This window comes from Streptomyces pristinaespiralis (assembly GCF_001278075.1).
Taxonomy (GTDB): Bacteria; Actinomycetota; Actinomycetes; order Streptomycetales; family Streptomycetaceae; genus Streptomyces; species Streptomyces pristinaespiralis.
The window spans coordinates 7,382,755-7,408,998 of the sequence record NZ_CP011340.1 but is presented as its reverse complement, the minus strand read 5'-3'; the positions used below and the strand labels follow the sequence as shown (position 1 = coordinate 7,408,998).

The 26,244-nt window shown below is 70.9% G+C and carries 23 protein-coding genes and 1 pseudogene; 5 read left to right on the top strand and 19 right to left on the bottom strand.

The genetic code is table 11. The annotated features are described in order from the left end of the window. Positions 1-41 precede the first annotated feature (41 nt). The 3 genes from SPRI_RS31895 to SPRI_RS31885 form a co-directional block, all read right to left on the bottom strand. On the bottom strand, positions 42-1,415 hold the full coding sequence (locus SPRI_RS31895; protein WP_005320552.1) for a cryptochrome/photolyase family protein: 1,374 nt from the start codon (positions 1,413-1,415) through the stop codon (positions 42-44). 209 nt (positions 1,416-1,624) lie between these two features. Continuing rightward, entirely contained in the window at positions 1,625-2,527 is a 903-nt protein-coding gene (locus tag SPRI_RS31890) for an SDR family oxidoreductase (protein WP_053557567.1), read from the bottom strand. A 78-nt stretch (positions 2,528-2,605) separates the two neighbouring features. Then, on the bottom strand, positions 2,606-4,723 hold the full coding sequence (locus SPRI_RS31885) for an MMPL family transporter (RefSeq protein WP_005320549.1): 2,118 nt from the start codon (positions 4,721-4,723) through the stop codon (positions 2,606-2,608). A gap of 74 nt (positions 4,724-4,797) precedes the next feature. Between SPRI_RS31885 and SPRI_RS31880 the strand changes: the two genes are divergently transcribed. Both SPRI_RS31880 and SPRI_RS38230 read left to right on the top strand, forming a co-directional pair. Beyond that, on the top strand, positions 4,798-5,292 hold the full coding sequence (locus SPRI_RS31880) for a MarR family winged helix-turn-helix transcriptional regulator (protein WP_005320547.1): 495 nt from the start codon (positions 4,798-4,800) through the stop codon (positions 5,290-5,292). A 524-nt stretch (positions 5,293-5,816) separates the two neighbouring features. After that, positions 5,817-6,917 (top strand): calcium-binding protein, encoded by a 1,101-nt coding sequence (locus SPRI_RS38230; RefSeq protein ID WP_005320544.1) that lies wholly within the window; start codon positions 5,817-5,819, stop codon positions 6,915-6,917. Between the two features lie 175 nt (positions 6,918-7,092). Here the strand turns inward: SPRI_RS38230 and SPRI_RS31870 are convergent. The 4 genes and pseudogenes from SPRI_RS31870 to SPRI_RS31855 form a co-directional block, all read right to left on the bottom strand. After that, positions 7,093-7,338 (bottom strand): annotated as a pseudogene (locus tag SPRI_RS31870) (transposase); the annotation flags it as partial. A 52-nt stretch (positions 7,339-7,390) separates the two neighbouring features. Continuing rightward, positions 7,391-8,311 (bottom strand): carbohydrate ABC transporter permease, encoded by a 921-nt coding sequence (locus tag SPRI_RS31865; RefSeq protein ID WP_005320542.1) that lies wholly within the window; start codon positions 8,309-8,311, stop codon positions 7,391-7,393. Continuing rightward, complete coding sequence (locus SPRI_RS31860) at positions 8,308-9,231, bottom strand: carbohydrate ABC transporter permease (protein ID WP_050791768.1); 924 nt, start codon at positions 9,229-9,231, stop codon at positions 8,308-8,310. Before SPRI_RS31860 ends, SPRI_RS31865 begins: the two co-directional genes overlap by 4 nt. A gap of 26 nt (positions 9,232-9,257) precedes the next feature. Continuing rightward, entirely contained in the window at positions 9,258-10,595 is a 1,338-nt protein-coding gene (locus SPRI_RS31855) for an ABC transporter substrate-binding protein (protein ID WP_005320540.1), read from the bottom strand. A 206-nt stretch (positions 10,596-10,801) separates the two neighbouring features. On the opposite strand from SPRI_RS31855, the gene SPRI_RS31850 reads away from it, so the two are divergent. Next, a complete protein-coding gene (locus SPRI_RS31850; RefSeq protein ID WP_005320538.1) occupies positions 10,802-11,680 on the top strand; it encodes a sigma-70 family RNA polymerase sigma factor in 879 nt (292 codons plus the stop codon). Positions 11,681-11,891: 211 nt separating this feature from the next. On the opposite strand, the gene SPRI_RS31845 is transcribed toward SPRI_RS31850, so the two are convergent. Then, positions 11,892-12,854 (bottom strand): ROK family protein, encoded by a 963-nt coding sequence (locus SPRI_RS31845; RefSeq protein ID WP_053557566.1) that lies wholly within the window; start codon positions 12,852-12,854, stop codon positions 11,892-11,894. Positions 12,855-13,079: 225 nt separating this feature from the next. Here SPRI_RS31845 and SPRI_RS31840 point away from each other — a divergent pair, with 225 nt between their 5' ends. Next, complete coding sequence (locus SPRI_RS31840) at positions 13,080-14,060, top strand: LacI family DNA-binding transcriptional regulator (RefSeq protein ID WP_050791613.1); 981 nt, start codon at positions 13,080-13,082, stop codon at positions 14,058-14,060. A gap of 30 nt (positions 14,061-14,090) precedes the next feature. Here SPRI_RS31840 and SPRI_RS31835 read toward each other — a convergent pair whose 3' ends face one another. From SPRI_RS31835 to SPRI_RS31810, 6 genes are all read right to left on the bottom strand, one after another. Next, complete coding sequence (locus SPRI_RS31835) at positions 14,091-15,920, bottom strand: serine/threonine-protein kinase (protein WP_053557565.1); 1,830 nt, start codon at positions 15,918-15,920, stop codon at positions 14,091-14,093. Positions 15,921-15,996: 76 nt separating this feature from the next. Beyond that, positions 15,997-17,286, bottom strand: a complete 1,290-nt coding sequence (locus SPRI_RS31830) for a DUF6986 family protein (protein WP_037775359.1) — start codon at positions 17,284-17,286, stop codon at positions 15,997-15,999. Positions 17,287-17,455: 169 nt separating this feature from the next. After that, positions 17,456-18,418: an electron transfer flavoprotein subunit alpha/FixB family protein gene (locus tag SPRI_RS31825; protein ID WP_005320526.1), complete on the bottom strand. Its 963-nt coding sequence runs from the start codon at positions 18,416-18,418 to the stop codon at positions 17,456-17,458. Between the two features lie 57 nt (positions 18,419-18,475). After that, on the bottom strand, positions 18,476-19,261 hold the full coding sequence (locus SPRI_RS31820) for an electron transfer flavoprotein subunit beta/FixA family protein (RefSeq protein ID WP_005320524.1): 786 nt from the start codon (positions 19,259-19,261) through the stop codon (positions 18,476-18,478). 195 nt (positions 19,262-19,456) lie between these two features. Beyond that, the gene (locus SPRI_RS31815) at positions 19,457-19,963 is read right to left on the bottom strand and encodes a flavin reductase family protein (protein ID WP_005320523.1); all 507 of its coding nucleotides are present in this window, start codon (positions 19,961-19,963) and stop codon (positions 19,457-19,459) included. Positions 19,964-20,159: 196 nt separating this feature from the next. Beyond that, a complete protein-coding gene (locus SPRI_RS31810) occupies positions 20,160-20,534 on the bottom strand; it encodes a TlpA family protein disulfide reductase (protein ID WP_005320522.1) in 375 nt (124 codons plus the stop codon). Between the two features lie 207 nt (positions 20,535-20,741). On the opposite strand from SPRI_RS31810, the gene SPRI_RS31805 reads away from it, so the two are divergent. After that, positions 20,742-21,464 carry a lysophospholipid acyltransferase family protein gene (locus tag SPRI_RS31805; RefSeq protein ID WP_005320521.1) on the top strand — a complete coding sequence of 241 codons (723 nt, stop codon included), beginning with the start codon at positions 20,742-20,744 and terminating at the stop codon, positions 21,462-21,464. A 22-nt stretch (positions 21,465-21,486) separates the two neighbouring features. Here the strand turns inward: SPRI_RS31805 and SPRI_RS31800 are convergent, their stop codons facing one another. From SPRI_RS31800 to SPRI_RS31780, 5 genes are all read right to left on the bottom strand, one after another. Next, positions 21,487-22,179: a B3/B4 domain-containing protein gene (locus SPRI_RS31800; protein WP_005320520.1), complete on the bottom strand. Its 693-nt coding sequence runs from the start codon at positions 22,177-22,179 to the stop codon at positions 21,487-21,489. 21 nt (positions 22,180-22,200) lie between these two features. After that, positions 22,201-22,776: a transglutaminase-like domain-containing protein gene (locus SPRI_RS31795; protein ID WP_005320519.1), complete on the bottom strand. Its 576-nt coding sequence runs from the start codon at positions 22,774-22,776 to the stop codon at positions 22,201-22,203. Between the two features lie 84 nt (positions 22,777-22,860). Further along, the gene (locus SPRI_RS31790; protein ID WP_005320518.1) at positions 22,861-23,946 is read right to left on the bottom strand and encodes a threonine aldolase family protein; all 1,086 of its coding nucleotides are present in this window, start codon (positions 23,944-23,946) and stop codon (positions 22,861-22,863) included. Then, positions 23,925-24,680 (bottom strand): SDR family NAD(P)-dependent oxidoreductase, encoded by a 756-nt coding sequence (locus SPRI_RS31785; RefSeq protein ID WP_037775358.1) that lies wholly within the window; start codon positions 24,678-24,680, stop codon positions 23,925-23,927. Before SPRI_RS31785 ends, SPRI_RS31790 begins: the two co-directional genes overlap by 22 nt. Positions 24,681-24,706: 26 nt before the next feature. Next, positions 24,707-26,104, bottom strand: coding sequence for a DUF6421 family protein (locus SPRI_RS31780; protein ID WP_005320508.1), 1,398 nt, complete (start codon positions 26,102-26,104; stop codon positions 24,707-24,709). Positions 26,105-26,244 lie beyond the last annotated feature (140 nt).

Sequence of the window (26,244 nt, the reverse complement as noted above, 5' to 3'; positions counted from 1 at the left end):
GGGCGGCGTCCGGCCTCGGTGGCCGGTCTGCCGGTGCTCGCTCAGATCCGGCCGCGGGCGTGCTTGAAGCGTGCGAGCCCCTCCGCGAGGTCGATCAGCGGGTCGGGATAGTCCAGGCGGGCGCGTCGGTCCGCCGGCAGCCGCCACGGCTCGTGGACGGCTCCGTCCGGGATCTCCCGCAGTTCGGGCACCCAGCGGCGCACGTACTCTCCTCGCGGATCGAAGCGCTTGCCCTGGACCACCGGGTTGAGGACGCGGTGCGGGCGGGTGTCGGTGCCGGTTCCGGCGACCCACTGCCAGTTGAGCTGATTGTTGACGATGTCGCCGTCCACCAGCCGGTCGAGGAAGTAGCGGGCGCCGATGCGCCAGTCGACGTAGAGCGTCTTGGTGAGGAAGCTCGCCACGAGCAGGCGGGCCCGGTTGTGCATCCAGCCTTCATGGCGCAGCTGCCGCATCGCCGCGTCGACGACGGGAAAGCCGGTGGCGCCCTCCTTCCAGGCGGTGATGTCCTCCGCCGCGTCGTCCTGCGTGCGCCACCGGTCGTGGCGGGGCCGGTAGTCCTCGACGGAGGACGCGGGCCGGGCCGCCATCACCTGGTGGTGGAAGTCGCGCCAGCACAGTTGGCGCACGAACGCCTCCGCGCCGGTTCCGCCGTGGGCGGACGCCTCGCGCACCAGCTCGAGAGGCGACAGAGCGCCGAAGTGGAGGTAGGGCGACAGGCGGGAGGTCATGTCGCCGGCCAAGCTGTCGTGCTGGACGTCGTAGGCGTCCAGGCCGGACGCCTCCCAGTCGTGGAACCGCTTACGCCCCGCGCTTTCCCCGCCGGCCGGCAGACCGGGCGAGATCCTCGGCACCGCGTCGCGGGACGGCAGCGGCTCCCCGTGCATCGTCACGGGGACGGGCACGGTGCGGGGCGCCCGGCAGGGGTCCCGCAGCCGCTGCTGCGACCAGCGCCGGAAGTAGGGGGTGAAGACGGAGTAGTGGTCGGAGCCGGCCGGCGTCACCGCACCGGGGGCGACGACGGTGATCACGGCATCGTGCGTCCGCAGCGTGGCGCCGCGTTCCCGCAGCACCGTGCGCAGCAGTTCCTCCCGTCTGCGGGCGTAGCGGGTGACGCCGGCCGCCATGTGCACCTCGCCGGCTCCGCACTCGGCGGCGATCGCGCCCACCTGCTGGGCCACCGGTCCCGAACGGACCACGAGCCGACCGCCGCGCTCACGCAGTGAGGCGTCGAGGTCGGCCAGGCAGTCGGCCAGGAACGCGCACCGGTTGGGGGCCTCGAACCCCGCGGCGCCGATGCCGGGATCGAGGACGAAGAGCGGCACCACCTCGTCCGCCGCGCGCAGCGCGGCCCGCAGGGGCGGGTGGTCGTGCAGGCGCAGGTCGGAGGTGAACAGGACGACCGCGACGGTCATGGCTCCACTCCTGATTCATCGCTGCTGTGAGGGCTGCTTTCGGGCACACGGCGTGTCCTGGCTGCCCGGATGCTCTGCCGGAGCGGTTTCGGCCGCGAGGCCCGGCGGTCGCGTGCCGGCGCACCGCGGCACCCGCTGTCCGGGCGCCACGTCCGCACAGCGACTTCGCCCGGGGGCGGGCCGGCGGATGCGTCATGCCGATGCGGGCTTCATGCCCCGCTGGAGGATCCGCGGGCGGGCGCCACGTCGGCGCGGCCGCCGGCGCCGAGCAGGCCCGTGCCCTCGAAGGGTTCCGCTGCCGCGAGACGCGGCAGCTCGCGACGGGAGAGCATCGTGACCACGGGGGGCATGGCGGCCCGCACGAGTTGCGTCGCCCGTAGCCACGACGGCATGTACACGGTCGGACGGCGCCGTTCGACCGCCGCGACCAGCCGGCCGGCCACCTGCGCGGCGGGGTACACCCTGCGCGCGGGCGGCGGCATGTGGCCGCGCAGCTCGCGCAGGACCGCGTGGGCGTCGGCGTCCCGGATCATGTCGGTGTCGGTCCAGTTGATGTAGGCGATGCCCACGCCCACCTGCCGGTGGGCGAGTTCGGCGCGCAGTGAGTGGGCGAACGACTCCACCCCGGCCTTGGACGCGCAGTACGCGCTCATCATGGGAGCCGCGCCGATGGACGCGAGCGACGCGACCTGCAGGAAGAAGCCCCGGGTGTCGAACAGCGCAGGGAGGAAGGACCGGGCGGTGACGGCGCTGCCGATCAGGTTCACCTCGATCACCCGGCGCCATGTCGCGGGGTCCGACTCGGCGAAGGGCCCGCCTTCCGCCACACCCGCGTTGGCCACGACCACGGAGGGGGCACCGAGTCGCTCGCGGACCTCGGCGGCGACGCGCGCCATCCCCGCGTCGTCCGTGACGTCGACCTCCCAGCACAACGCCCGGCCCGGACCGGTGAGTGAGTCCCGGACCCGGGCCAGCGCGTTCTCCTCCCGGCCGAGGAGGGCGACGTCGGCGCCACGGTCGGCCAGCCTCCGTGCCACGGCTTCTCCCAGGCCGCGCGCCGCTCCGGTCACGACGGCGGTCCGGCCGCGCAGCGGGCTCACCTTGGCTGCCATGGAAGGTCCCCTTTCGGCCGAGATGTCCTGCTGCTCACGGTAGGCGCGTGCCGCCGGGGCGGCACGCGCACATACGTGCTACGCCGTGCGTCCCGCCTCGCCGCCCGCCCGGGAATCCACCGTGGCGACCTTGGCGAGGGAGCTCGGCCACCACGCCCTGGGGCCGATGTCGACCACGAGCGCCGGCACCAGCAGGGAGCGGACCACGAGGGTGTCCAGCAGGACGCCGAACGCCACGATGAACGCGATCTGCACCAGGAAGGCCAGCGGGATCACCATGAGCGCCGCGAAGGTCGCCGCGAGGACCACTCCCGCCGAAGTGATGACCCCGCCGGTGGTCGCCAGTCCGCGCAGCACGCCTTGCCGGGTGCCGTGGGTGAGCGCCTCCTCCCGAACCCGGGACATCAGGAAGATGTTGTAGTCGACGCCGAGAGCAACCAGGAACACGAACCCGTACAGCGGGACGGACGCGTCGGTGCCGCTGAAGCCGAGGAGATCGAAGACGAGGGTCGCCACCCCGAGCGTCGCCAGGAAGTTGAGCGCGACCGTCGCCACCAGCAGCACGGGCACCAGCAGTGAGCGCAGCAGCAGTACCAGGATCAGCAGAATGATGCCGAGCACGACGGGGACGATGACGGTCCGGTCCCTGGCGGCGGTCTGCTGGGTGTCGTACTGCTGCGCCGTGTAGCCGCCGACGAGCGCGTCGGCGCCGCTCACCGCGTGCACGTTCTCGCGCAGCCGCTCGATCGCGTCCTTCGCGGCGTCACTGTCGGCGGCCGCCTCGAGGGTGGCGTCGATGCGCACCCGCCCGTCCACGACGAGGGGTTCACCGGCGCCCGGCCTGCCAGAGGCGGAGACGGCACCGGCCGAGGCCACGCCCTCGGTACCCTCCGCCGCGGCCGTCACCTGAGCGGCCCGTTCCGCGTCGGCGATGATCACCGCGGGGTTGCCCGAGCCGCCCGGGAAGTGCTTGCCGAGGCTCTCCTGTGCGGCGACGGACGGGGCGTCGTTGACGAAGATCTCGTCGAGCGGCACACCCTTCGAGGACAGCGCCGGGGAGAAGGCGGCGAAAGCCGTGAGCACGAGGGCGGTGGCGACCCACACCCGCCGCGGCCGGCGGTCGACCAGTGCGGCGACGCGGCGCCATACGCCGTGCCCCTCCGCGGTGCCGTCCGACGGCTTCAGCCTGGCCGGCCAGTAGGCGGCACGGCCGAGCAGAACCAGTACGGCCGGGAGGAACGTCAGGGTCGAGAGCACGGCGCAGACGATGCCGATGGCGCCGACCGGCCCGAGGGCGCGGTTGTTGGTGAGGTCGCTCGCCAGCAGAGCCAGCAGTCCCAGCGCCACGGTCGCCGCGCTGGCGGTGATGGCACCGAACGAACGGCGTACGGCGGCCAGTGCGGCGGCCGTACGGTCCTCGCGCACCGCGAGTTCCTCCCGGAAGCGGGCGGCGAGCAGCAGTGCGTAGTCGGTGGCGGCGCCGATCACGAGGATGGAGAGGATGCCCTGCACCTGCCCGTCCACCCGGACGATGTCCCGGTCCGCCAGCGCGTAGACCACCGCGCACGCGAGGCCCAGCGCGAAGACGGCCCCCAGGATGATCAGGAACGGCAGCAGCACACTCCGGTAGACCAGCAGCAGGATGAGCAGTACGGCGCCGAGCGCCACGCCCAGCAGCAGCCCGTCGATGCCGGCGAACGCGTCGGACAGGTCCGCCTGGCTCGCCGCCGGGCCCGCGATCCGGGCCGTCGCGCCCGGTACGTCGCCCGCCGCCGCGCGTACCTCGTCGAGGACGGCAGGCAGTTCGTCACCGAGATCCGGTTCCAGCTGGATGACGGCCTGCATCGCGGCGCCGTCCTTCGACACCAGCGCGGGCGAGGGCCGGCCGACGATTCCGGGCCGGCCGGCGAGCTCACCGACCACCCGGGTCGCGGTCGCCTGCTGGGCTTCGCCGACCCGGTTCCCGTCCGTCGTCCATACGACGATGGCGGGCACCGTCTCCGCGTGGTCGAACGCCTCACGGGCCTCCAGCGCCTTGGTCGACTCCGCGCTGCGCGGCAGGAACGCGGCCTGGTCGTTGGTCGCCACTTCGCCGAGCTTGCCCGCGTACGGGCCGAGCGTCCCGCCGATGCCCAGCCAGACGATCAGGAGCGTCACTGGTACCAGCCAACGGGCCCAGCGCGGTGTGCTTCTCATTCAACAGTCCCTGGTCACGACGGATAGTTCAGTCATCGAGTATGTCAATGATCGAGAAACTATATACTGGGGGAATGCGCAGCGCCGACACTCCCTCCCCCGTACTTCCCTCCGAGGACCCGGTGGGGTTGCAGGACTTCGCGGTGCTGTTGCGGCGTATGAACGGCGAGTTCAACCGCATCGCCCAGGAGTTCGCCCAGTCGCAGGGTCTGCACCTGACCGACGTGCAGGCGCTGATCGCGATCCTGGACGGTGATCACGCCGACGAGGCGGGGCCGATGACGCCCGGCAGGCTGCGCAAGCAGCTCAACCTGACGTCGGGCGCCATGACCGCGTGCCTCGACCGGCTGGAGAAGGCCGGTCACATCCGGCGGGTCAGAGCGGCCGACGACCGCCGGGTGGTGCACCTGCACTACGCGGAGGGGGCCAAGCAGGTGGCCCGGGACTACTTCCAGCCCCTCGCCCGGGGCACCGACGCCGCGCGTGGCCGTTTCACCACGCAGGAGCTGCGGGTGGTGGTCCGCTTCCTCGCCGAGATGAACCGGGAGCTCGCCGCGCTGCGCCGCTGACCGCTACCCGGTGCGTTCCCGGCCGCGGCGGGCTCACGCCGCGCCAAACGTTGCCCGCTTCCGCTCCCGCGGGCCGGGTGCGGTGAGCCCTCGCCGATCCGCGGGACACGGCAAAGAGCCCTAGTAGTGCTTTGTTAGCTGGTCTTGTCGCGTTGGGTGTGTGGTATTTCGCCGGCTGTATGAGGGCTGGGGAGCTTGCGGCGGTCTTTGACCTCGATCACTCGACCAGCCCAACGAGGGCGCCCAGGACAGGAAGCGGGCTCCTCCGGCTACCCGCGGTTCAAGCGCACGATCACCTCCCGCGGGCTGCACGACTCGTTCACTCCCGAGCAAGCAGAGCCACGCGACCGCATCCTGACCAAGCCTCACCCTGACGTGGGGACGCGCAACCAGCGGTCGTGATCAACTGGGAGTGATCTGTGAACAGTGCTGAACTGATGAAAACGGCAGGAATAGCGCGACTTCTGCGCCTGCGCTGGAAGTGATCACGCGTCACTGATCACAACCACTTGCATGGAGCAGCCATGATGAACGCCATCCGCCGAAGGAGACCCGGCTGCCGGGTCCTCCTGAGCTGTTGCGCCAATGTCTTCGCAGCGGCAGCCATCGTCGGTCTCGGGGCCACGGAAGCCGGCGCGCAGGTGCCCACGTGCTTCGGCGTCCCCGCGACGACCACGGGCACGACCGGGACATCGGGCCGGGACGTGATCGTCGGCACCGCGGGGCCCGACGTCATCAACGGCCTGGGCGGCGACGACCTGATCTGCGGTCTGGGTGGCGACGACCGCCTGAGGGGCGGCCCCGGCAATGACTCGATCGACGGCGGTGACGGCAACGACGGAGTTGTCGGGGACAGCTTCGACGCGACCGGCGTTACGGGCGCCACCGGAACGGACCGTCTGCTCGGCGGCGCGGGCGACGACAGCCTGGTGGGCGACAACTCCGCGGGTTTCCAGGGCACTGCCAGTGGGGCAGCGCGCGACTCCCTGTACGGCGGCCCGGGCGACGACAGCCTGGTCGGCGACACCAACGGGGAGAGCGCCTCCGGCGGCGCGAGCGACCGCCTCGAAGGCGGCGAGGGCAACGACGGCCTCATCGGCGACTCGGTGGCCTTCTTCAACGCCTCCGGGGCCGGCGACGACGTGCTCCTGGAAGGTCCCGGCGAACTCGGCGACGCGACGGGCGACAGCGTCTCTATTGTGGGGAACGCGAGCGGGGCCGGCGGTGACGACATCGTGGACCTGGGTGCGGACGGCGGCACGATCGCGATCGGCGATCACGCTGCTTCCCAGGGCACCGCGATCGGCTCCGGCAACGACCGGATCACCGGGGGCAGTGCGGGCGAGTTCGAGATCGTCGGAGACAGCGGCTTGGGAGACCCGAGCGGAGCGACCGCCGGGCACGATCAGATCTCCGGGCGCGGCGGGGACGACGTCCTCTTCGGTGACAACGTGGGCCCGGACGGATCGGTCACCACTGTGGGCGGGTCCGACCGGATCGATGCGGGATCCGGTAACGACACGCTCAGGGGCGGACCCGCGAACGACTTCTTGAACGGCAGCTCCGGTACAGACGACTGCGACGGAGAAGCGGGCGTCGACTTCGAGACCAACTGCGAGGTGTGACCCCGGCGGCGAGGACCTGGGAGAGCATCCCGCTGCAGCCTGAGACCGGTCTCGCGCTGCGGGATACCGACGGCCCCGCGGAAGTACTTGCTGGTGACGATGTTGACCGCGTTCACGGCACTGTTCTCGTATAGCTACGGCGAACGGACATGTAGGGGTGCCGGTAAGAACGTGGGACCCGCTGTCTGACCGGCAGCGGATCCCACGGCGACTGATTCACGAACTGCTGCAGGGCCTGCATGTTCCCGTCCGGCAGACGCTCGGCCATCGGCTGGACCGACTTGCGCCGGCCATCCAGCATCAGGCCCCGCAGATAACACTCGCCCCACCGCCGCTGATCCCGCCGCGGCACCGAGGCGAACACATCGGCAACGAACTCCGATAACTCACCCTGGAGTCGTTCCACTTCCCCCAGCCTCATGCCAAGAAGATGCCCAACACCACGCAAGATCACCCGACGTAACGAAGCACTACTAGCCCTTGGTGGAGCCCAGCGTCAGCCCGGCGATGAAGTGGCGCTGGAGCAGCAGGAAGACGACGAGCGTCGGCAGCGCCACGATCACCGACCCCGCCGCCAGCAGGTTGTAATCCGTGAAGAACTGGCCGCGCAGGTTGTTCAGCGCCGAGGTGATGGGCAGCTTGTCGCCGTCGGAGATGAACACCAGCGCCCACAGGAAGTCGTTGTACATCCAGGTGAACTGGAGTGTGCCGAGCGCCGCCAGCGCGGGCCGGCACAGCGGCAGCGTGACGCGCCAGTACTGGGTCCACACCCCCGCGCCGTCCACGATCGCCGCCTCGAGGATCTCCTGCGGCAGGGTGCGCATGAAGTTGGCGAGCACGAAGACGCAGAACCCGATCTGGAAGCCGGTCTGCACCAGCACGACGGCCCAGTACGAGTCGAACATCGTCATCGAGTCGGACATCCAGTACGGCAGCGGGATGCGGTTGAACAGCACGTACAGCGGGGTGACGATGACCTGCTGCGGCAGCAGGTTGCCCGCGGTGAACAGCATGAGCAGCACGATCGATCCGCGCAACCGCAGCCGGGCGACGGCGAAGGCGACGAACGAGGCGAAGAAGAGCGCGAGCAGCACCCCGGGGACGGCGATGATCAGGGTGTTGACGAAGTACTTCGTCATCCCCGAGTCGGTGAAGGCCTGTTGGTAGTAGTCCAGGGACAGGTTGTCCGGCCAGGAGAAGTAGCCGTGCTCGGAGGTCTCCTCGTACGGCCTCAACGAGGCGTACACAGCGAGGATCAGCGGGGCGAGGAAGGCCAGCGACACGGCCATCAGGAAGGCGTGCACCCCGAACCGGCCGGGGCCGCGCCGCGGCCGGCTCCGTACCGGGGCCACCGCCGTGGTGCGGGTGGGGGGCGGAGCGGTGTCGAGTGTCATCGGTTCTTCTCCCCACGCATCTCCTGGACCAGGAACGTCACGACGAACCCCATGGACACGAGCAGCAGGACCACGGCGATGGCCGAGCCGAACCCGATCCGGCTCGCCTCTCCGATGATGTTGTCGGTGACGAGGACGGAGAGCAGTTCCAGGCCGTTGCGGCCCTTGTTGACGGCGTAGACGATGTCGAAGGCGCGCAGGGCCTCGATGACCGTGATGACGCCGACGATGATGTTGACGGGGCGCAGGGTCGGCAGGACGACGCGGAAGAACGTCTGCCGCTCGCTCGCGCCGTCGATGGCCGCCGCTTCCTTGAGGGCCGGGTCGACGGCCTTCAGCCCGGCGAGGTAGAGGATCATCACGTAGCCGGTGTGGCGCCAGGCCGCGGCCAGCAGGATCATCCAGATGTTCAGATCGGGGTCGCCGAGCCAGTCGGTGGGGTTGGTGCCGCCTCCCAGGACGGCGTTGAGTGCGCCCTGGTCGCGCGAGAAGACGAGCTGGGCGATGAATCCGACGACGGCCAGGGACAGGACGACGGGCATGTACAGGGCCGACTGGTAGAAGCGGCTGAACCGCACCCCCCGGTCGACGAGCACGGCGAGCAGCAGTCCGAACGGGGTCGACACCAGCCCGAGGAAGGCCAGCCAGAGCACGTTGTGGCGGACGGCCGGCCAGAAGGCCGGGTAGTTGGTGAAGAGGTTCTCGTAATTGTCCGTGCCGACCCAGGAGATGTCCCCGATGCCGTCCCAGCTGGTGAAGGACAGCACCACGGACGCGAGGGTCGGCCCCCAGACGACGAAGACGTCCAGCAGGACCGGTATGCCGAGGAGCACTCCGATGACCCCGGCGTCGCGGCGGGTGAAACGTCGCCGTCGTCCAACGGTGCGCGTCGGCACGGGCGGTGCCTCCCGTTCCCTCATCATGGGCATCAGCCGGCCGATGGGCATCAGTCGGCGGCGAAGATCGTCTTCTTCTGGCGCTCGATGCCGTTGACCAGACCGTCCACGTCCTTCGGGTCGTTGATGAAGCTCTGGATGGCCGGGATCATCACCACCGAGGAGAAGTCCGGCCGGGTGTCACGGTCCAGGAACTGCGAGATCTGCTTGGCGCCGGAGACCAGTTCCACGGCCTTCTTCTGCAGCGCGGTGTACTTGGAGGTGTCGGCCCGGTCGCTGACCGCGATGTTGTTCGGATCGCCCGCGAGGTAGATGTCCTCGGCCTCTCCCGTCGACAGCCACTTCAGCAGGTCCTTGGCGCTCTCCATCACCTTGTCCTGCTTCAGGGACTTGGACTTCTTCGCCAGCAGGAACCCGTCGATGGGCGCCTCGACGGCGTCCTGGCCGTGCTCCGGGTTGATCACCGGGAACGGGAAGAAGTCGATGTCGTCCTGTTCCTCCTCCGGGAACTGCTGGCCGGGGTGCGGGAGTCCGAAGACGGCCATCCCCGCCTGCTTCTTCTGGAGGCTGGTGGCCGCCTCCTGCCAGGTTCGGCCGTTGGCCGCGGGCTGGCAGTACGGAAGCAGGCTGCGCCAGGTGTCGAAGACCTGCCGGACCTCGTTGCTGGTCCACGCCTCCTCGCCGGCCATCAGCCGCCGGTGGAACTCGTAACCGTTGGTCCGCATGTTGATGTAGTCGAACGTGCCCATCGCGGGCCAGCCGTCCTTGTCGCAGAACGCGATGGGAACGAGCTTGTCCTTCTGCATCTGCCGGGCCAGCGCGATGTATTCGTCGAGGGTCCCGGGCGCCTGGTACCCGCGCTCCTCGAAGACGCTCCGGCGGTGGAACACCGCCCACGGGTAGTAGTAGTACGGCGTGAGGTACTGCTTGCCGTCCTCGCCCGTCGACTGGGCCTTGAGCGCCGGCGAAAAGCCCTCGTACGACCCCCAGATGTCGCTGATGTCGTGCAGCAGCCCCTTCTTGGCGAAGAACTGCATGCGGTAGCCGGCGAACCACATGAAGACGTCGTCGGGCTTGCCCTGGAGATAGCGGTTGATGTTCTCCTGGAAGGTGTTGTGGTCGACGGTGTTGACCTTGACCTTCCGCCCTTCCTTCGACTGTTTCTCGTAGGCGGCGAAGGCGGCGGCGAAGGCCTTCTTCGGCACCGGGTCGGAGGAGTTGGACCCCAGGCGGATAGTTCTGCCGTCGCCGCCGGGGCCGCTTCCGCAGGCGGCGAGCACCGCGGGCAACGCCACCGCGCCGGCGCCCGCCGCCGCGCCCCTGAGCAGACTCCGCCGGGACACCCGGCCTCCGGGCACGGCGGAACCGTCGAACGAGACCTGCGCCATGTTGCCTCCTCGGGCTGCAACCCAACACAACCGAACGCGAGGCTTGGATCTCACCCTCAACAAGGCATGTCGTCAAGGGGTTGAACGAGCCTTCTCCCAACAGACTCCAACAAGCCCTACCGCAAACGCGCGCCCCACGGCTCCTGTCACATCGCAGGGCTCCACGGGGTCTACTTCCTTGAGACCCGAGAGAGGAACGAGATCCAGTGGACGAGCACGCCTGGTCGAAGGAGCGCTTCGAGGAGCACCGGCCCCGCCTGAAGGCGGTGGCCTACCGGATGCTCGGCTCCGCGAGCGAGGCCGAGGACGCGGTGCAGGAGGCATGGCTGCGCGTCGACCGCGCGGGGACGAGTGACATCGAGAACCCCGGCGGTTGGCTGACGACGATCGTGGCACGGGTGTGTCTGAACATGCTCCGCACCCGCGAAAGGCGGCGAGAGGAACCCCTCGAGCCGGCGACCGCCGACAAGGCGGACGGACCCGACCCGGAGCAGGAGGCGCTGCTGGCCGACTCGGTCGGACTGGCTCTGCTGGTGGTGCTCGACATGCTGTCGCCGGCCGAGCGGCTCGCGTTCGTGCTCCACGACATGTTCGCCGTGCCCTTCGACGAGATCGCCCCCATGATCGAGCGCTCCCCCACCGCGACCAGGCAACTGGCGAGCCGCGCCCGCCGCCGTGTCCGGGGTACGGCCCCCGCGCCGGAGACCGACCGGACCCAGCAACGACGGGTCGTCGAGGCGTTCCTCGCCGCAGCTCGCGGCGGGGACTTCGACGCGCTGGTGGCGGTTCTCCATCCGGACGTCGTCTTCCGCGCGGACCGGGCCGTCGGACCGACACCGGAACCTCTCGTGTTCCACGGCGCCGAGGCCGTGGCCAGGGGTGCGTCGGCGGCGTCGGAGCGGGTCCGCTTCAGCGAACCGGCGCTGGTGAACGGCTCGGTCGGCCTGGTGATGGCGCCGCGCGGCCGGCTGTTCCTGGTCCTCGAGTTCACCATCGAGGACGACAGGATCACCGAGATCGACGTGATCGCGGAGCCGGACCGCCTTCGCGAGGTGCACCTGGCCCTCCTGGACAGTCCGGCGTGACGCGGTGGCTCGGCGGGCACGAGCCGGGGCGCGGGCCGTCTCTGGCCGGCGCTTGCCGGGCCTGCCCGGGCCGACCGCGCGGGACGTCACGCGACCGCGCCGGACCGGGCCGGGGGACGTCACGCAACCGCGCCGGGCCGCGCCCGGGGGACGTCACGCAACCGCGCCGGGCCCGAGACCTGCGAACGCGCGCCTTCAGGAGGCGCGCCGCTCAGGCCCGCCCGGCCGGTACCGCCGCCTCCCCCTGCCCCAGCGTGGCCGCGGCCGCCGCGCCCACCAGCCCGGCGTCCGTGCCGGTCACCGCGGGCGCGACGGTCAGCCGCTGGACGAAGGAAAGGGCGGCGTAGTCACGCAACGCACGCCGCAGCGGGCCGAACAGGACCTCGCCCGCCCCGGCCACGCCCCCTCCGACCACGGCGATCTCGATCTCGACGAGCGTGGCGGTGGCCGCGATCCCCGCGGCGAGCGCCTGGGCGGCGCGCTCGTACGAGGCGGTGGCGACGGGGTCCCCGGCGCGCGCCGCCTCCGCGACGGCGGCGGCGGACGTGTCGCCGCCGGGTCCGGGCCGCCAGCCGTTCTCGAGCGCCCGGCGGGCGATGTTGGGTCCGCTGGCGATGCGTTCCACGCAGCCGCGCCCGCCGCAGGGGCACAGGTCACCGTCGAGGTCCACGCTGATGTGGCCGATGTGTCCGGCGTTGCCCGACGGCCCGGCGTGCGGCTTGCCGCCGAGCACCAGGCCGCCGCCGACGCCGGTGGAGACCACCATGCACAGTGCGTTGTCGTAGCCGCGGGCGGCGCCCTGCCAGTGTTCGGCGGCGGTCATCGCGACGCCGTCGCCGACGAGGGTGACGGGCAGATGGCGGCCGACGGCGTGCGACACCCGGTCCACGAGGGGGAACGCGCGCCACCCGGGCACGTTGACCGGGCTGACCGTACCGGCGGAGGCGTCGACAGGGCCGGCGCTGCCGATGCCGAGCGCCGTGGCCCGGACCCACAGCGGTGAGGCCGTCAGCTCGGCGAGGATGCTCTCGACCGCGCGCATCACCGTCTCGCCGTCGTCGTGGGCGGGTGTGGGGCACTGGGCGCGGTGGAGAATCGCGCCGTTGCCGTCCACCAGCGCGCCGGCGATCTTGGTGCCGCCGATGTCGAGAGCGGCGACGAGGCTGTTATGCATCGGTACGGGATCCCCCGGGAGCTGTCGGACCTGCGGTTTCCATAACAGTCTCCATTCCCCTGACAACGTTGTCCAGGGCCTATGCTCGACGCCACACGCTACAAATACGAAGAACGTGACCGCCCAGACCCATAAGGACAGCGCACCGTGGCCGATTCGACCCGTCCTCCGACGCCTCCGGGCAGCCCTCGCGGCCCCGAGCCCCGCTACGGGAACCGGCCCACGATGAAGGACGTGGCGGCACGGGCCGGTGTCGGGCTGAAGACGGTCTCACGCGTGGTGAACGGCGAGCCGGGTGTCACGCCGGACACGGAACGCCGGGTGCAGGAGGCCATCGAGTCCCTCGGGTTCCGCCGCAACGACAGCGCGCGGGTGCTGCGCAAGGGCCGTACCGCCTCGATCGGCCTCGTTCTCGAGGATCTCGCCGACCCGTTCTACGGTCCGCTGAGCCGCGCGGTCGAGGAGGTCGCGCGGGCCCACGGGGCGCTGCTCATCAACGGTTCCAGCGCCGAGGACCCGGAGCGGGAGCAGGAGTTGGCGCTGGCGCTGTGCGCACGCCGGGTGGACGGTCTGATCGTGATTCCGGCGGGCGACGACCACCGCTATCTGGAGCCGGAGATGAAGGCGGGCGTGGCCACGGTGTTCGTCGACCGTCCGCCGGGCCGGATCGAAGCGGACGTGGTGCTCTCCGACAGCTTCGGCGGCGCGCGGGCCGGTGTGGCGCATCTGATCGCCCACGGCCACCGCCGTATCGCCTTCATCGGCGACCAGCCGCGCATCCACACCGCCGTGGAGCGGCTGCGCGGCTACCGGGCCGCCATGGAGGACGCGGGTCTGGTGATCGACGACTCGTGGGTGGCCCTCGGCTCGACGGCGCCCGAGCGGGTCCAGGAGGCCGTGAAGTCGGTGCTGGCGGGCCCGGAGCCGGTCACCGCGATCTTCGCCGGCAACAACCGGGTGACGGTGACCGCCGTACGGGTCCTCGCCGGGCACGACCAGCGCGTCGCCCTCGTCGGGTTCGACGACATCGAGCTCGCGGACCTGCTCGGCATCACCGTCATAGCCCAGGACGCCGCGGCCCTGGGGCGCACCGCGGCGGAGCGGCTGTTCCGCAGGCTCGACGGCGTGAACGACGAACCGTCCCAGGTGGCCCTGGAGACGGTGCTCGTCCCCCGCGGCTCCGGGGAGATCCCGCCGCCGTCCTGACCGGGGCGGGCCCGGCCGGGGCGGCGTGAGTCAGCAGACGGGGAGGCCGGGTACCGGCTCGTCGTTGGCGCCGCCCTGGACGTAGACGTCGCTCACCCAGACATTGCGGTTCCCGCTGTCGTCGTCGGTCTTTGCCCACCAGACGTTGGTCCACTCGCCGGAGGTCTCGCGGCGGCCGAGATTCGCCTGGCAGTAGAAGTAGTTGGTGCCCGCGTTGAGGACACCGACCTGGGCGCCGCCGTCGTTGTAGGACTGCGCGGTCTTCCAGACCTGGCAGTTGTACTTGCCGGCGCCGATCGCGTGGCACGCCGGCGCGGGCTCGGAGTCGCCGCCGCCCGTCGTACCGCCTCCGCCGGTCGAACTCCCGCCCGTGGAACCGCCGGAGGCGCCGCCGTCGGAGCCACCCCCCGAACCGCTCTCGCTCCCGCCGGTCGAATCGCCGGCGTCCGGTTCGGCCGCCGCTCCGCCCGGAACGGGCGCCTTCGACGCCGGAGACGGTGACTTCGTCCCCTCGCCGCCCTTCTCGTCGGGCCCGCTCCCGGCGCTCGGGGACCGCTCGCCCGCCGGGCCGGTGCCCGGCGTGTCACCGGAAGGGCCCGCGCCGGCTGAGGGGCCGGCGGCCTCGCCGCCCGCGAGGTCGCCTCGGGTGGTGCCGCCGTCGTCCTTGCCGACGAGCGCGTACGTCACGCCGCCGCCGGCGAGCAGGACCGCGGCGACGGCTGCGGCGATCATCACCTTGCCGCGGCCGTGCCGGACCGGCCCGCCGCCGGGAGGAGTTCCCGGAGGCCCGGCCGCCTGCGGCGTGTACGACGCCACGGGTCCGGGCACCGCACCGGCCGCCGGCGCCGCGTACGTCCCCGGAGGACCGGGCACCGCGCCGCCCGCGGCGGGCTCCGGCTCCGCGGGACCGAAGCCCTGCGGCTGGTAGGGCGCGGCGCTGAGCACCGTCGGCACCCTGGGCGGTGCCTGTTCGCGCGGTCCGTCCACCGGCGGTCCGAGCGGCGCCGTGTGTCCGGCGGGATCCTCGCCTGCGGCGACGGCGGACAGCATCCGCGCCGCCGCGTCGGCGTCGGGCCGCCGTGCCGGGTCCTTGTGCATCAGCTGCCGCAGTACGGGCGCGAGCGGACCGGCGCGCAGGGGCTCCGGCAGCGGCTCGGCGACGATCGCGGTGAGCGTCGACCAGGTGGAGGTCCGGCGGAACGGGGAGGAGCCCTCGACCGCCGCGTACAGGGTGGCGCCGAGCGCCCACACGTCGGAGGCCGGGCCCGGATCGTTGCCCTGGGCACGCTCGGGGGCCAGGTAGTCGAGGGAGCCGACGATCTCACCGCTGCGGGTGAGACGGGACGTGGAGCCGTCGCCGGGATCGTCCATGGCCGCGATGCCGAAGTCGGTGAGCACCACCCGGCCGGAGCGGTCCAGCAGGACGTTGCCCGGTTTGACGTCCCGGTGCAGCACACCGGCGCGGTGCGCGGCTCCGAGCGCCTCCAGCACCCTCGCGCCGATGCCGGCGGCCTCCCGCGGGTCCAGCACGCCGCGGGTGTTCAGCACGTCGTCGAGCGAGGGGCCGTCGACGAGCTCCATCACGATGACCGGCCGGCCCTCGTGCTCCGCGACGTCGTGGACGGCGACGACCCCTGGGTGCCGGACGCGGGCGGCGGCCCGCGCCTCGCGCTGCATCCGCACGGTCAGGTCGGCCAGTTCGGGCGCCGACGAGTCGGTGTACGTGCGCAGTTCCTTGACGGCGACCTCGCGTCCGAGGACCTCGTCGACCGCCCGCCAGACGACGCCCATTCCGCCGCGGCCCAGTTGCCCGACCAGCCGATAACGCCCGGCCAGCCGTTCGTTCTCCCCCGTTGACACCGCTGCCCCGCTCCGTGGATCCGAAAAAGTGACGGATCACAGACTAGAGGGGGCAGCGCGCCGCGGACGCCGGGTGTTACCCGGCCGTGGCGGTCAGGTCGCCCCGCCGCGGCCGGGCGAAACCGTCGAGAGAGGCACGGTCGAGGCCGGTCAGGCCGGTGACCTCCGCCTCGTCGAGGGCGCCGCAGTCGATGCCGCGCAGCAGGTAGGAGCTGAGCGCCTTGGCGGTGGCGGGCTCGTCCATGACGTCGCCGCCGACGTGGCCCGCGTAGGCGGCGAGGCGGGCCGCTGCCTGCTCGAAGCCCTCGCGGTAGAACGCGAACACCGCGGCGTACCGGGTGGGGAGCTGGCCGGGGTGCATGTCCCAGCCCTGGTAGTAGGCGCGGGCGAGGGCGCGGCGGGTGAGGCCGTGGTGGAGCCGCCAGGCGTCGTGGACCTTCTCGGCGGGTCCGACGGGCAGCACGTTGGTGGACCCGTCGCACACACGTACTCCGGTGCCGGCGGCGGCCACCTGCATGACGGCCTTGGCGTGGTCGGCGGCGGGGTGGTCGCTGGACTGGTAGGCGGCGCTGACGCCGAGGCAGGCGCTGTAGTCGAAGGTGCCGTAGTGGAGTCCGGTGGCCCTGCCCTCGGCCGCGTCGATCATGCGGGCGACGGTGGCGGTGCCGTCGGCGGCGAGGATCGACTGGCTGGTCTCTATCTGGATCTCGAAGCCGATGCGGCCGGGTTCGAGACCGCGGGACTTCTCGAACTGCTCCAGCAGCCGCACCATCGCGGTGACCTGCTGCGGATAGGTGACCTTGGGGAGGGTCAGCACCAGGCCGCCGGGCAGTCCGCCGCGCTCCATCAGGCCGGTCAGGAAGATGTCGAGGGTGCGGATGCCCCGGTCGCGTACGGCGGCCTCCATGCACTTCATCCGGATGCCCATGTACGGGGCGGCGGTGCCCTGTTCGTACGCCTCGGAGATCAGCCGCGCGGCGCGTGCGGCGTCGGCGTCCTCGTCGGGGCCCGCGTAGCCGTCCTCGAAGTCGACGCGCAGGTCCTCGACCGGCTCACGCTCCAGCTTGGCGCGAACGCGCGTGTACACGGGCTCCGCGAGCTCGTCCGCGAGGCCCAGGACCCGGGCGAAGGTGCGGGCGTCGGGCGCGTGCTCGTCGAGGGCGGCGAGGGCCCGGTCGCCCCACGAGCGGATCGTGTCGGCGGCGAAGTCGTTGCCGGGGACGTAGACGGTGTGGACGGGCTGGCGGGTGCCCGGATCTCCGGGGTAGCGGCGGGCGAGCTCCGCGTCCACCGTCGCCAGGGAGGCGCTGATGTCCTCGCTGACCGCGCCCGCGAGGCTTGTCGCCACCTTCTCCTGCTGACCCATTCCCACACCCTCCGCACACTTCGGGATCCGTGGTGCCCGCATCACGGATTCAACATTCTGTTGAATGAAGTTAAGGGGCGGCCGTGATCTGCGTCAATGGTGCGCCTCAAAGGACCGGGGCCGCGCGGTGGAATCACCGCGCGGCCCCGGGCCGAAGAGAACCTGCAGATCAGCCCTTGCGGGTCTTGACCTCTTCGGTCAGCTGCGGGACGACCTCGAAGAGGTCGCCGACCACGCCGTAGTCGACGAGGTCGAAGATCGGGGCCTCTGCGTCCTTGTTGATGGCCACGATGGTCTTCGACGTCTGCATGCCCGCGCGGTGCTGGATCGCGCCGGAGATGCCGGAGGCGATGTACAGCTGCGGCGACACGGACTTGCCGGTCTGGCCGACCTGGTTGGTGTGCGGGTACCAGCCCGCGTCGACCGCGGCGCGCGAGGCGCCGACGGCCGCGCCGAGGGAGTCGGCGAGCGCCTCGATGATGGCGAAGTTCTCCGCGCCGTTGACGCCACGGCCGCCGGAGACGACGATCGCGGCCTCGGTCAGCTCCGGGCGGCCGGTCGACTCACGCGGGGTGCGGGAGGTGACCTTGGTGCCCGTGGCCTGCTCGGAGAACGACACCGACAGCGCCTCGACGCTGCCCGCGGCCGGGGCGGCCTCCACGGCGGCCGAGTTCGGCTTGACCGTGATGACCGGGGTGCCCTTGGTGATGCGGGACTTGGTGGTGAAGGAGGCGGCGAACGCGGACTGCGTCGCGACCGGGCCCTCGTCGCCGGCCTCGAGGTCGACGGCGTCGGTGATGATGCCGGAGCCGATGCGGACTGCGAGGCGGGCCGCGATCTCCTTGCCCTCGGCGGAGGACGGGACGAGCACGGCGGCCGGGGAGACGGCCTCGTACGCGGCCTGCAGCGCGTCCACCTTCGGGACGACCAGGTACTCGGCGAACTCGGGGGCGTCGGCCGTGAGGACCTTCACCGCGCCGTGCTCGGCGAGCGCGGCGGCGGTGCTCTCGGCACCGGAGCCGAGAGCGACGGCGACGGGCTCACCGATGCGGCGGGCCAGCGTCAGCAGCTCCAGGGTGGGCTTGCGGACGGCGCCGTCCACGTGGTCGACGTAGACGAGAACTTCAGCCATGGGACTTCTTCTCTCCTGCTTGCGAAGTATGAAGGGGGCGGTAGAGGGCCGAAGCCTCTAGATGAACTTCTGGCTCGCGAGGAACTCCGCGAGCTGCTTGCCGCCCTCGCCCTCGTCCTTGACGATCGTGCCGGCGGTGCGGGCCGGGCGCTCCGCGGCCGAGTCGACCTTGGTCCAGGCGCCCTCGAGGCCGACCTCTTCCGCGTCGATCTCGAGGTCCTCGAGGTCCAGGGACTCCACCGGCTTCTTCTTGGCGGCCATGATGCCCTTGAAGGACGGGTAGCGGGCCTCGCCCGACTGGTCCGTCACGGACACGACGGCCGGCAGGGACGCCTCGAGCTGCTCGCTGGCGGTGTCGCCGTCGCGGCGGCCCTTCACGGTGCCGTCCTCGACGGAGACCTCGGAGAGCAGGGTGACCTGCGGGACACCCAGACGCTCGGCGAGGATCGCCGGCAGCACGCCCATGGTGCCGTCGGTGGAGGCCATGCCGCAGATGACCAGGTCGTAACCGGTCTTCTCGACCGCCTTCGCGAGGACCAGCGAGGTACCCATGACGTCGGAGCCGTGCAGGTCGTCGTCCTCGACGTGGACGGCCTTGTCCGCGCCCATGGACAGCGCCTTGCGCAGGGCGTCCTTGGCGTCCTCGGGGCCGACGGTCAGCACGGTGACCTCGGCGTCGTCCGCCTCGTCCGCGATCTGCAGCGCCTGCTCGACCGCGTACTCATCCAGCTCCGACAGCAGGCCGTCGACGTCGTCGCGGTCGACGGTCAGGTCATCGGCGAAGTGCCGGTCGCCGGTGGCGTCGGGCACGTACTTCACACAGACAACGATCCTCAGGCTCACGCCGGCTCTCCTACTGCATCGTCTCTACTGGACTGCCTTGTGAACGCAGCATAGGCGTCCGATGGGGCGGATCCCGGTCGGGGCGGGCCGCGCTCCGAACGAAATATTACTCGTCAGTACACCCAGTGTGTTCCCGCTAAGCAAGCGCTTTGAACTGTGACCTTGACAACGGAGCGTCCGTCGCCTCCGCACAGCTCACTCCTGCAGAGCCGTGAAGCGTCCCTGGTGGTAGAGCAGTGGCCGGCCGCCGCCCGCCGGATCCCCGACGACCGCCTCGGCGATCACGATGCGATGGTCGCCCGCGGGCACACGGGCCACGACACGGCACACCATCCAGGCAAGCACACCGTCCAGCACGGGGACACCTTCCGGCCCTTCGCGCCAGCTCGTCGGCGGCGCGAAGCGGTCGGCGCCACTGCGGGCGAAGGTGGCGGCCAGCTCGCGCTGGTGCTCGCCGAGTATGTGCACGCCGACATGCCCGGCCTCCGCGACGACGGGCCAGCTGGAGGAGCCGGTACCCACACCGAAGGAGATGAGCGGCGGCTCGGCCGCGACGGAGGTGAGCGAGGTCGCGGTGAATCCGACCGGACGCGGGCCGCCCGCGGTGATCACCGCGACACCGGCGGCGTGCTGCCGGAAGACGGATCGCAGGAGGTCGGGGGAGGCGAGCTGAGCGGCGCCGAGATCGGGCGAGGCCGTCATCGAGTGTTCCTTCTTGGGGAGCGGACTATGCGACTGCGGCTGCACGGGCAGCCTGACAGCGGGCGCTCGCATCACGGGAGAGATCGGCATGAACCCGCCCGTCGAGAAGGAGTTCTGGAAGCACGGGAGCCAGCCTGGCGATACATGGCGTACACAGTCAAGTGCGCACCGGAAGGTGCGACCAGGGTCACGGGTGTCATATCGCCCGCCCCAGCGCGGCGATGACGTCGGCCTTTCGGGGTGTGCCCGACGCCCTGGTGACGATCCGTCCGGCGGCGTCGAGGACCAGCACGGTCGGCGTGCTCACGATGCCCAGTTCGCGCACGAGGGCGAGTTGCTCCTCTGCGTCGATCTCGACATGGACGACGCCGTCGACCATCGCGGCGACGTCGGCGAGGACGCGCCGGGTGGCCCGGCAGGGCTGACAGAAGGCGGTCGAGAACTGTACGAGGGTGGCGCGTTCACCCGGTCCCCGGCCCAGCTCCGGCTCGCCAAGCCGACGTTCCGCGTCCTGTCCGTGCACTTCTCCGCCTTCCGACCTGCGCCGTGTGTTCACTTCCCCGAGCTGCAGCGTTCCCGGCCGGGCGGGGATTCCCGCAGGCCGCGCCGGTGGCCGGGTTCCCGTCCGTGAAGTGACGAGAATCTCGCGCCGGCAGGCGTCCAGGACTGGTCAGCACGGCGCACATGGGGCACGATCGGCCCAAAGCCAAAAACCTACGGCTGCGTAACTTCCAACCGGGCGAACCCTCCCCGGGCATGACGAAAGGGTCCTCCCCCCATGGCAGAGCTCGTCTATCGGCCGGTCATCGGCGCCGCTCTCACGATGTTCAAGGCGCTCGACCTGAAGATCGACACTCAGGGGTCGGAGAACATTCCGCGCACCGGCGGAGCGGTGCTGGTCAGCAACCACATCAGCTACCTGGACTTCATCTTCACCGGCCTCGGCGCCCTGCCGCAGAAGCGCCTGGTGCGCTTCATGGCGAAGGAGTCGGTCTTCCGCCACAAGATCTCCGGCCCCCTGATGAGGGGGATGAAGCACATCCCCGTGGACCGCAAGCAGGGCGAGGCGGCGTACGCGCACGCGCTGGACTCGCTGCGCTCGGGCGAGATCGTGGGCGTCTTCCCCGAGGCGACGATCTCCGAGTCGTTCACGCTGAAGTCGTTCAAGTCGGGAGCGGCGCGGCTTGCGCAGGAGGCGGGCGTCCCGCTGATCCCGATGGCGCTGTGGGGCACGCAGCGGCTGTGGACCAAGGGCCGCCCGCGCAACTTCAAGCGCTCCCACATCCCGGTGACCATCCGCGTCGGCGAGCCCGTCGAGGCGCCCGCCGACCAGTACGCCGGCGCGATCACCCGGCGACTGCGCGAGCGTGTCCAGGAGCTGCTCGAGGCCGCCCAGCGGGCCTACCCCGTGCGCCCCAGGGACGCGGCCGACACCTGGTGGGTGCCCGCCCACCTCGGCGGCACGGCGCCCACAGCGGCCGAGGTCCGCGAGGCGCACTGAGCCTGCCCGGCCGGACGAGGGCCTAGCGCGGGTCATGGACGGTGATCCGCGCCCCCGGGCTCAGCTTCTCCAGTGATTCGGCGAGTTCGGCCGCGGCGGCCGCCGCTGCGCCGCCCGCCGCGGGACCCATGCCTTCGAGCAGGAACAGGGCGTTCACCGAGTCCTCCGTCAGCCGGGTGCGCACTCCCTGGCGCCAGTTCCAGCGGCGGCAGGTGACACCTTCGTCGTCGCACCAGACGACCTCGCCCGGCTCCGGGTGCTCAACGGTCTCCTCGCCCCCCGCCACCGTGACGAACGGCTCCTGTCCCGTGGCCCTGACGAGCCTCATGCCACCCTTGATCCGGTCGGTGTCCTCACCGCCGACGGGGATCAGGTGCGCCACGCTGATGGCGTTGTAGACGTCCACCAGGATGTTGATCCGGGGCAGCCCGCCGTCCGTGAGCGCCCTCCTGGCCAGCGCTTCCGCCGAGTTGCGGGTACGGGACGGCTTGGCGCCGAACGCCGTGTACGCCGCACGCCAGGCGGCCATACCCGCCTCCTCGTGGGGCGCACGCCCGTCGAGGCGGCTCGCGAGCCGGCGGGCGGCCTCGTCCAGGAGCGCCGAACTCCCGTCATTACTGGGTCCGTTGGTGAGTCCGTGCGCCTCGACGGCGACATGGGTGAAGCCGGGCGCGAGTGCGCGCACGTCGTCGGACACGGTGAGCCTGAGAGTCATCGCCTGCTTGCCTCGAACATTTCAGAGAGAGGTCGGGAGCGCCTGCCACAGGCGCGCCCGGTCGGGAGCCCCTTGCAGAGCTGCCAGGACCACGGGGTGCGGTGCAGCGTAGAGTACCGGATAGTCCATGTCACTGGACTCCGGTCGTGGTGCGTACGGCAGGCGCTCCCCCGCCAGCGAGAACGGCACGGACCCACCCGGCCGGCCACCCCGGGGGTCCTGCCGGTGCCAGGCCCCGTGGAACCGCACCGCCACCAGACCGTGCACCACCCCGTCCAGCCGCTGGTAGCACAGGGCCGCCGGGATGTCCTCGGCACGCAGCAGCGCGACAAGGGCGTGGGACTTGGCGTAGCAGATGCCGGTGCGCTGCCGCAGCACGTCGGAGGCGCGCCAGGTGACCCGGGGGTCGCCCGTGTCGTGCGAGTGCGGCACGGCATCACGGACGTACTCATAAGCAGCCCGGGCGTATACGTATGAATCCGCCGCACCACGGGCGAGATCGGCGGCAACCTCCCGGACGACCGGGTGCTCGTGATCGATTGCGTCGTCAGCAGCCAAATAGGCCGAAAGTTCGGGGTCTTGCTGGATGAACTCCATGCCCCGGGAGCATAGAAAGACGACCGACCGACAGTCAATGACTTATCGGTCGGCCGTATATCTATGCAGTCTGCGGACCTGTCTTCAGGGCCGGCGCGCCATCTCTTCCTTCAAAGCCTGGAGGAAGGCGTCTACGTCGTCCTCCGTGGTGTCGAACGAGCACATCCAGCGCACGTCACCGGCCGCCTCGTCCCAGAAGTAGAACCTGAAGCGCTTCTGCAGCCGCTCGCTGACGTCGTGCGGCAGCCGCGCGAAGACGGCGTTCGCCTGCACCGGGTAGAGGATCTCCACCCCGTCCACCGCGCGCACACCGTCCGCGAGCCGCTGGGCCATGGCGTTGGAGTGCCGGGCGTTGCGCAGCCACAGGTCCTTGGCGAGCAGTGCCTCCAACTGCACGGAGACGAAGCGCATCTTGGAGGCGAGCTGCATGGACAGCTTGCGCAGATGCTTCATGTGGCTGACCGCGTCCGGGTTCAGGACCACGACCGCCTCACCGAAGAGCATGCCGTTCTTGGTGCCGCCGAAGGACAGGACGTCGACACCGACGGCGTTGGTGAAGGCCCGCATGGGCACGTTCAGCGAAGCAGCGGCGTTGGCTATCCGGGCTCCGTCGAGATGGACCTTCATGCCGTGACCGTGGGCGTGGGCGACGATCGCGCGGATCTCGTCCACGGTGTAGACGGTGCCCAGCTCGGTGTTCTGGGTGATCGACACCACCTGCGGCATGGCCCGGTGCTCGTCCTCCCACCCCCACGCCTGCCGGTCGATGAGCTCCGGCGTGAGCTTTCCGTCCGGCGTCGGCACGGTCAGCAGCTTCAGCCCGCCCATGCGCTCCGGCGCGCCGCCCTCGTCGACGTTGATGTGCGCCGACTCGGCGCAGATCACGGCGCCCCAACGGTCGGTGAGCGCCTGGAGGGCGGTCACATTGGCGCCGGTGCCGTTGAAGACCGGGAAGGCCTCGGCCGTCGCACCGAAGTGGCTGTGCACGACACGCTGGAGATGGTCGGTGTACTCGTCCTCGCCGTAGGCGACCTGGTGGCCGCCGTTGGCGAGGGCGAGCGCGGCGAGGATCTCCGGGTGGGCGCCCGCGTAGTTGTCGCTGGCGAAACCGCGCACGGAGGGATCGTGGTGGCGCCGCGCGTCGGTCTTTACGGTTCCGGGGTCAGCCACAGACGCTGTCCATTCACTTCCTGAGCGGGGCGGTCCCACAGTCCGGCGATGGCGTCGGCCAGCTCCGTCACGTCGGTGAAGCCCGCGAACTTCGCATTGGGACGCTCGGCGCGCATGGCGTCGTGCACCAGTGCCTTGACGACCAGGATGGCAGCAGCGGCCTTCGGGCCCTGCTCGCCCCCCGCCTTGCGGAACGAATCGGCGAGGGCCAGCGTCCACGCCTCCGCGGCTGCCTTGGACGCCGCGTACGCCGCGTTGCCCGCCGTGGGTTTGCTGGCCCCGGCGGCGCTGATCAGCAGGTAGCGGCCCTTGTCGCTGCGCAGCAGACCGTCGTGGAAGGCGAGCGAGGTGTGCTGGACGGTGCGGATCAGCAGCTTCTCCAGCAGCTCCCAGTCGGCGGGGTTGGTCTCGGTGAACGAGGCGCCACCGCGCCAGCCGCCCACCAGGTGGACCAGGCCGTCGATCCGGCCGAACTCCTTCTCCGTCTTGTCGGCCCACTCGCGGGCCGCGCCCAGGTCGAGCAGGTCGACGGTGTCACCGGTGACGGTCGCCCCGCCGTGGGCGTACCTGGCCGCGTCCACGGCCTCGGCGAGCCGCTGGGGGTCGGCGTCGGAGGCGACGACGACGGCGCCCGCCTCTGCGAGCCGGAGCAGGGTGGCCCGGCCCGCGGGACCGGCCGCGCCGGCCACCGCGATCACCGCACCTTCCAGGGCGCCACTGCCGTTGGTGTCCATGCTGGTCGCCTCCTCGGTTCGAGAGCTCACGCGGCAGCCCCCGGAGCGGAAGCGGCGGTGATCCCCTTGGTCGAGGCGATCACGTTCTTCAGCTTCTTGGAGAGCGCCTCATAGAACATGCTCAGCGGAAACTCGTCCGGAAGCACGTCATCCACGAGCTTACGAGGCGGCAGGGTCAGGTCGAGGGCGTCGGGCCCCTTGGCCCAGCGCGACCCGGGGTGCGGGGCGAGGTAGGTGGAGACCAGTTCGTACGCGGCGAACCAGTGGACCAGCTTGGGGCGGTCGATGCCCTCGCGGTAGAGCTTCTCGATCTCGCCGCAGAGCTGGTTGGTGACCTGCGGGGCACGCTCCCAGTCGATCTTCAGGGTGTTGTCCGTCCAGCGGACGACGTCATGCTTGTGCAGGTAGGCGAAGAGCAGCTGACCGCCGAGGCCGTCGTAGTTGCGCACCCGGTCGCCGGTCACCGGGAAGCGGAACATGCGGTCGAAGAGCACCGCGTACTGCACGTCACGGCCGTGCGGGTTGCCCTCGGCCTCCAGCTTCACGGCCTCCTTGAAGGCGGTGAGGTCGCAGCGCAGCTCCTCCAGGCCGTACATCCAGAACGGCTGGCGCTGCTTGATCATGAACGGGTCGAAGGGCAGGTCGCCGTGGCTGTGGGTGCGGTCGTGGACCATGTCCCAGAGCACGAAGGCCTGCTCGCACCGCTTCTGGTCGGCGACCATCTCGCGGATGTCGTCGGGCAGTTCGAGACCGAGCACCCGCACGGCCTCGTCGGTGACGGCGCGGAAGCGGGCGGCCTCGCGGTCGCAGAAGATACCGCCCCAGGTGAAGCGCTCGGGCGCCTCGCGCACGGCGATGGTCTCGGGGAAGAGCACCGCGGAGTTGGTGTCGTAACCGGCGGTGAAGTCCTCGAACGTGATGCCGCAGAAGAGCGGGTTGTCGTAGCGGGTGCGCTCGAGCTCGGCGAGCCACTCGGGCCACACCATCTTCAGGACGACCGCCTCGAGGTTGCGGTCGGGGTTGCCGTTCTGCGTGTACATCGGGAAGACGACCAGGTGCCGCAGTCCGTCCTCGCGGGAGGCGGCCGGCTGGAAGGCGAGCAGCGAGTCCAGGAAGTCCGGCACCACGAAGCCCTCGTCGGCCCACTTGCGCAGGTCGGCGACGAGTGCCCGGTGGTAGGCGGCGTCGTGCGGGAGCAGCGGGGCGAGGTCCTCCACCGCGCCGATCACACGCTCGACGGCGGCCTCGGCCTCCTTGCGGGAGGGCGCGTCGTCCGCGTCGAAGTCGATCGAGCCGTCCTTGGACTGCCAGGGGCGGATCTCTTCGACGGCATTCTTGAGCAATGTCCAGCTCGGATGGCCGGCCACCGGGCCGGCCTGGGATATGCCCCCTGCAGCCACGTCCTGCACAAGAATTTCCGTCATGTCACTTCCTCCACAGGAGAACCTCGCGTCAAGACACCGTATCCGTGTGCGGTTCTCCCTCACAAGTGCGGGCGGGGGAAATTATCCTGTGCGACCCCCATGATCGCCGCAGTTTTTGCGGTGGCGGGTGCTCATCGCGA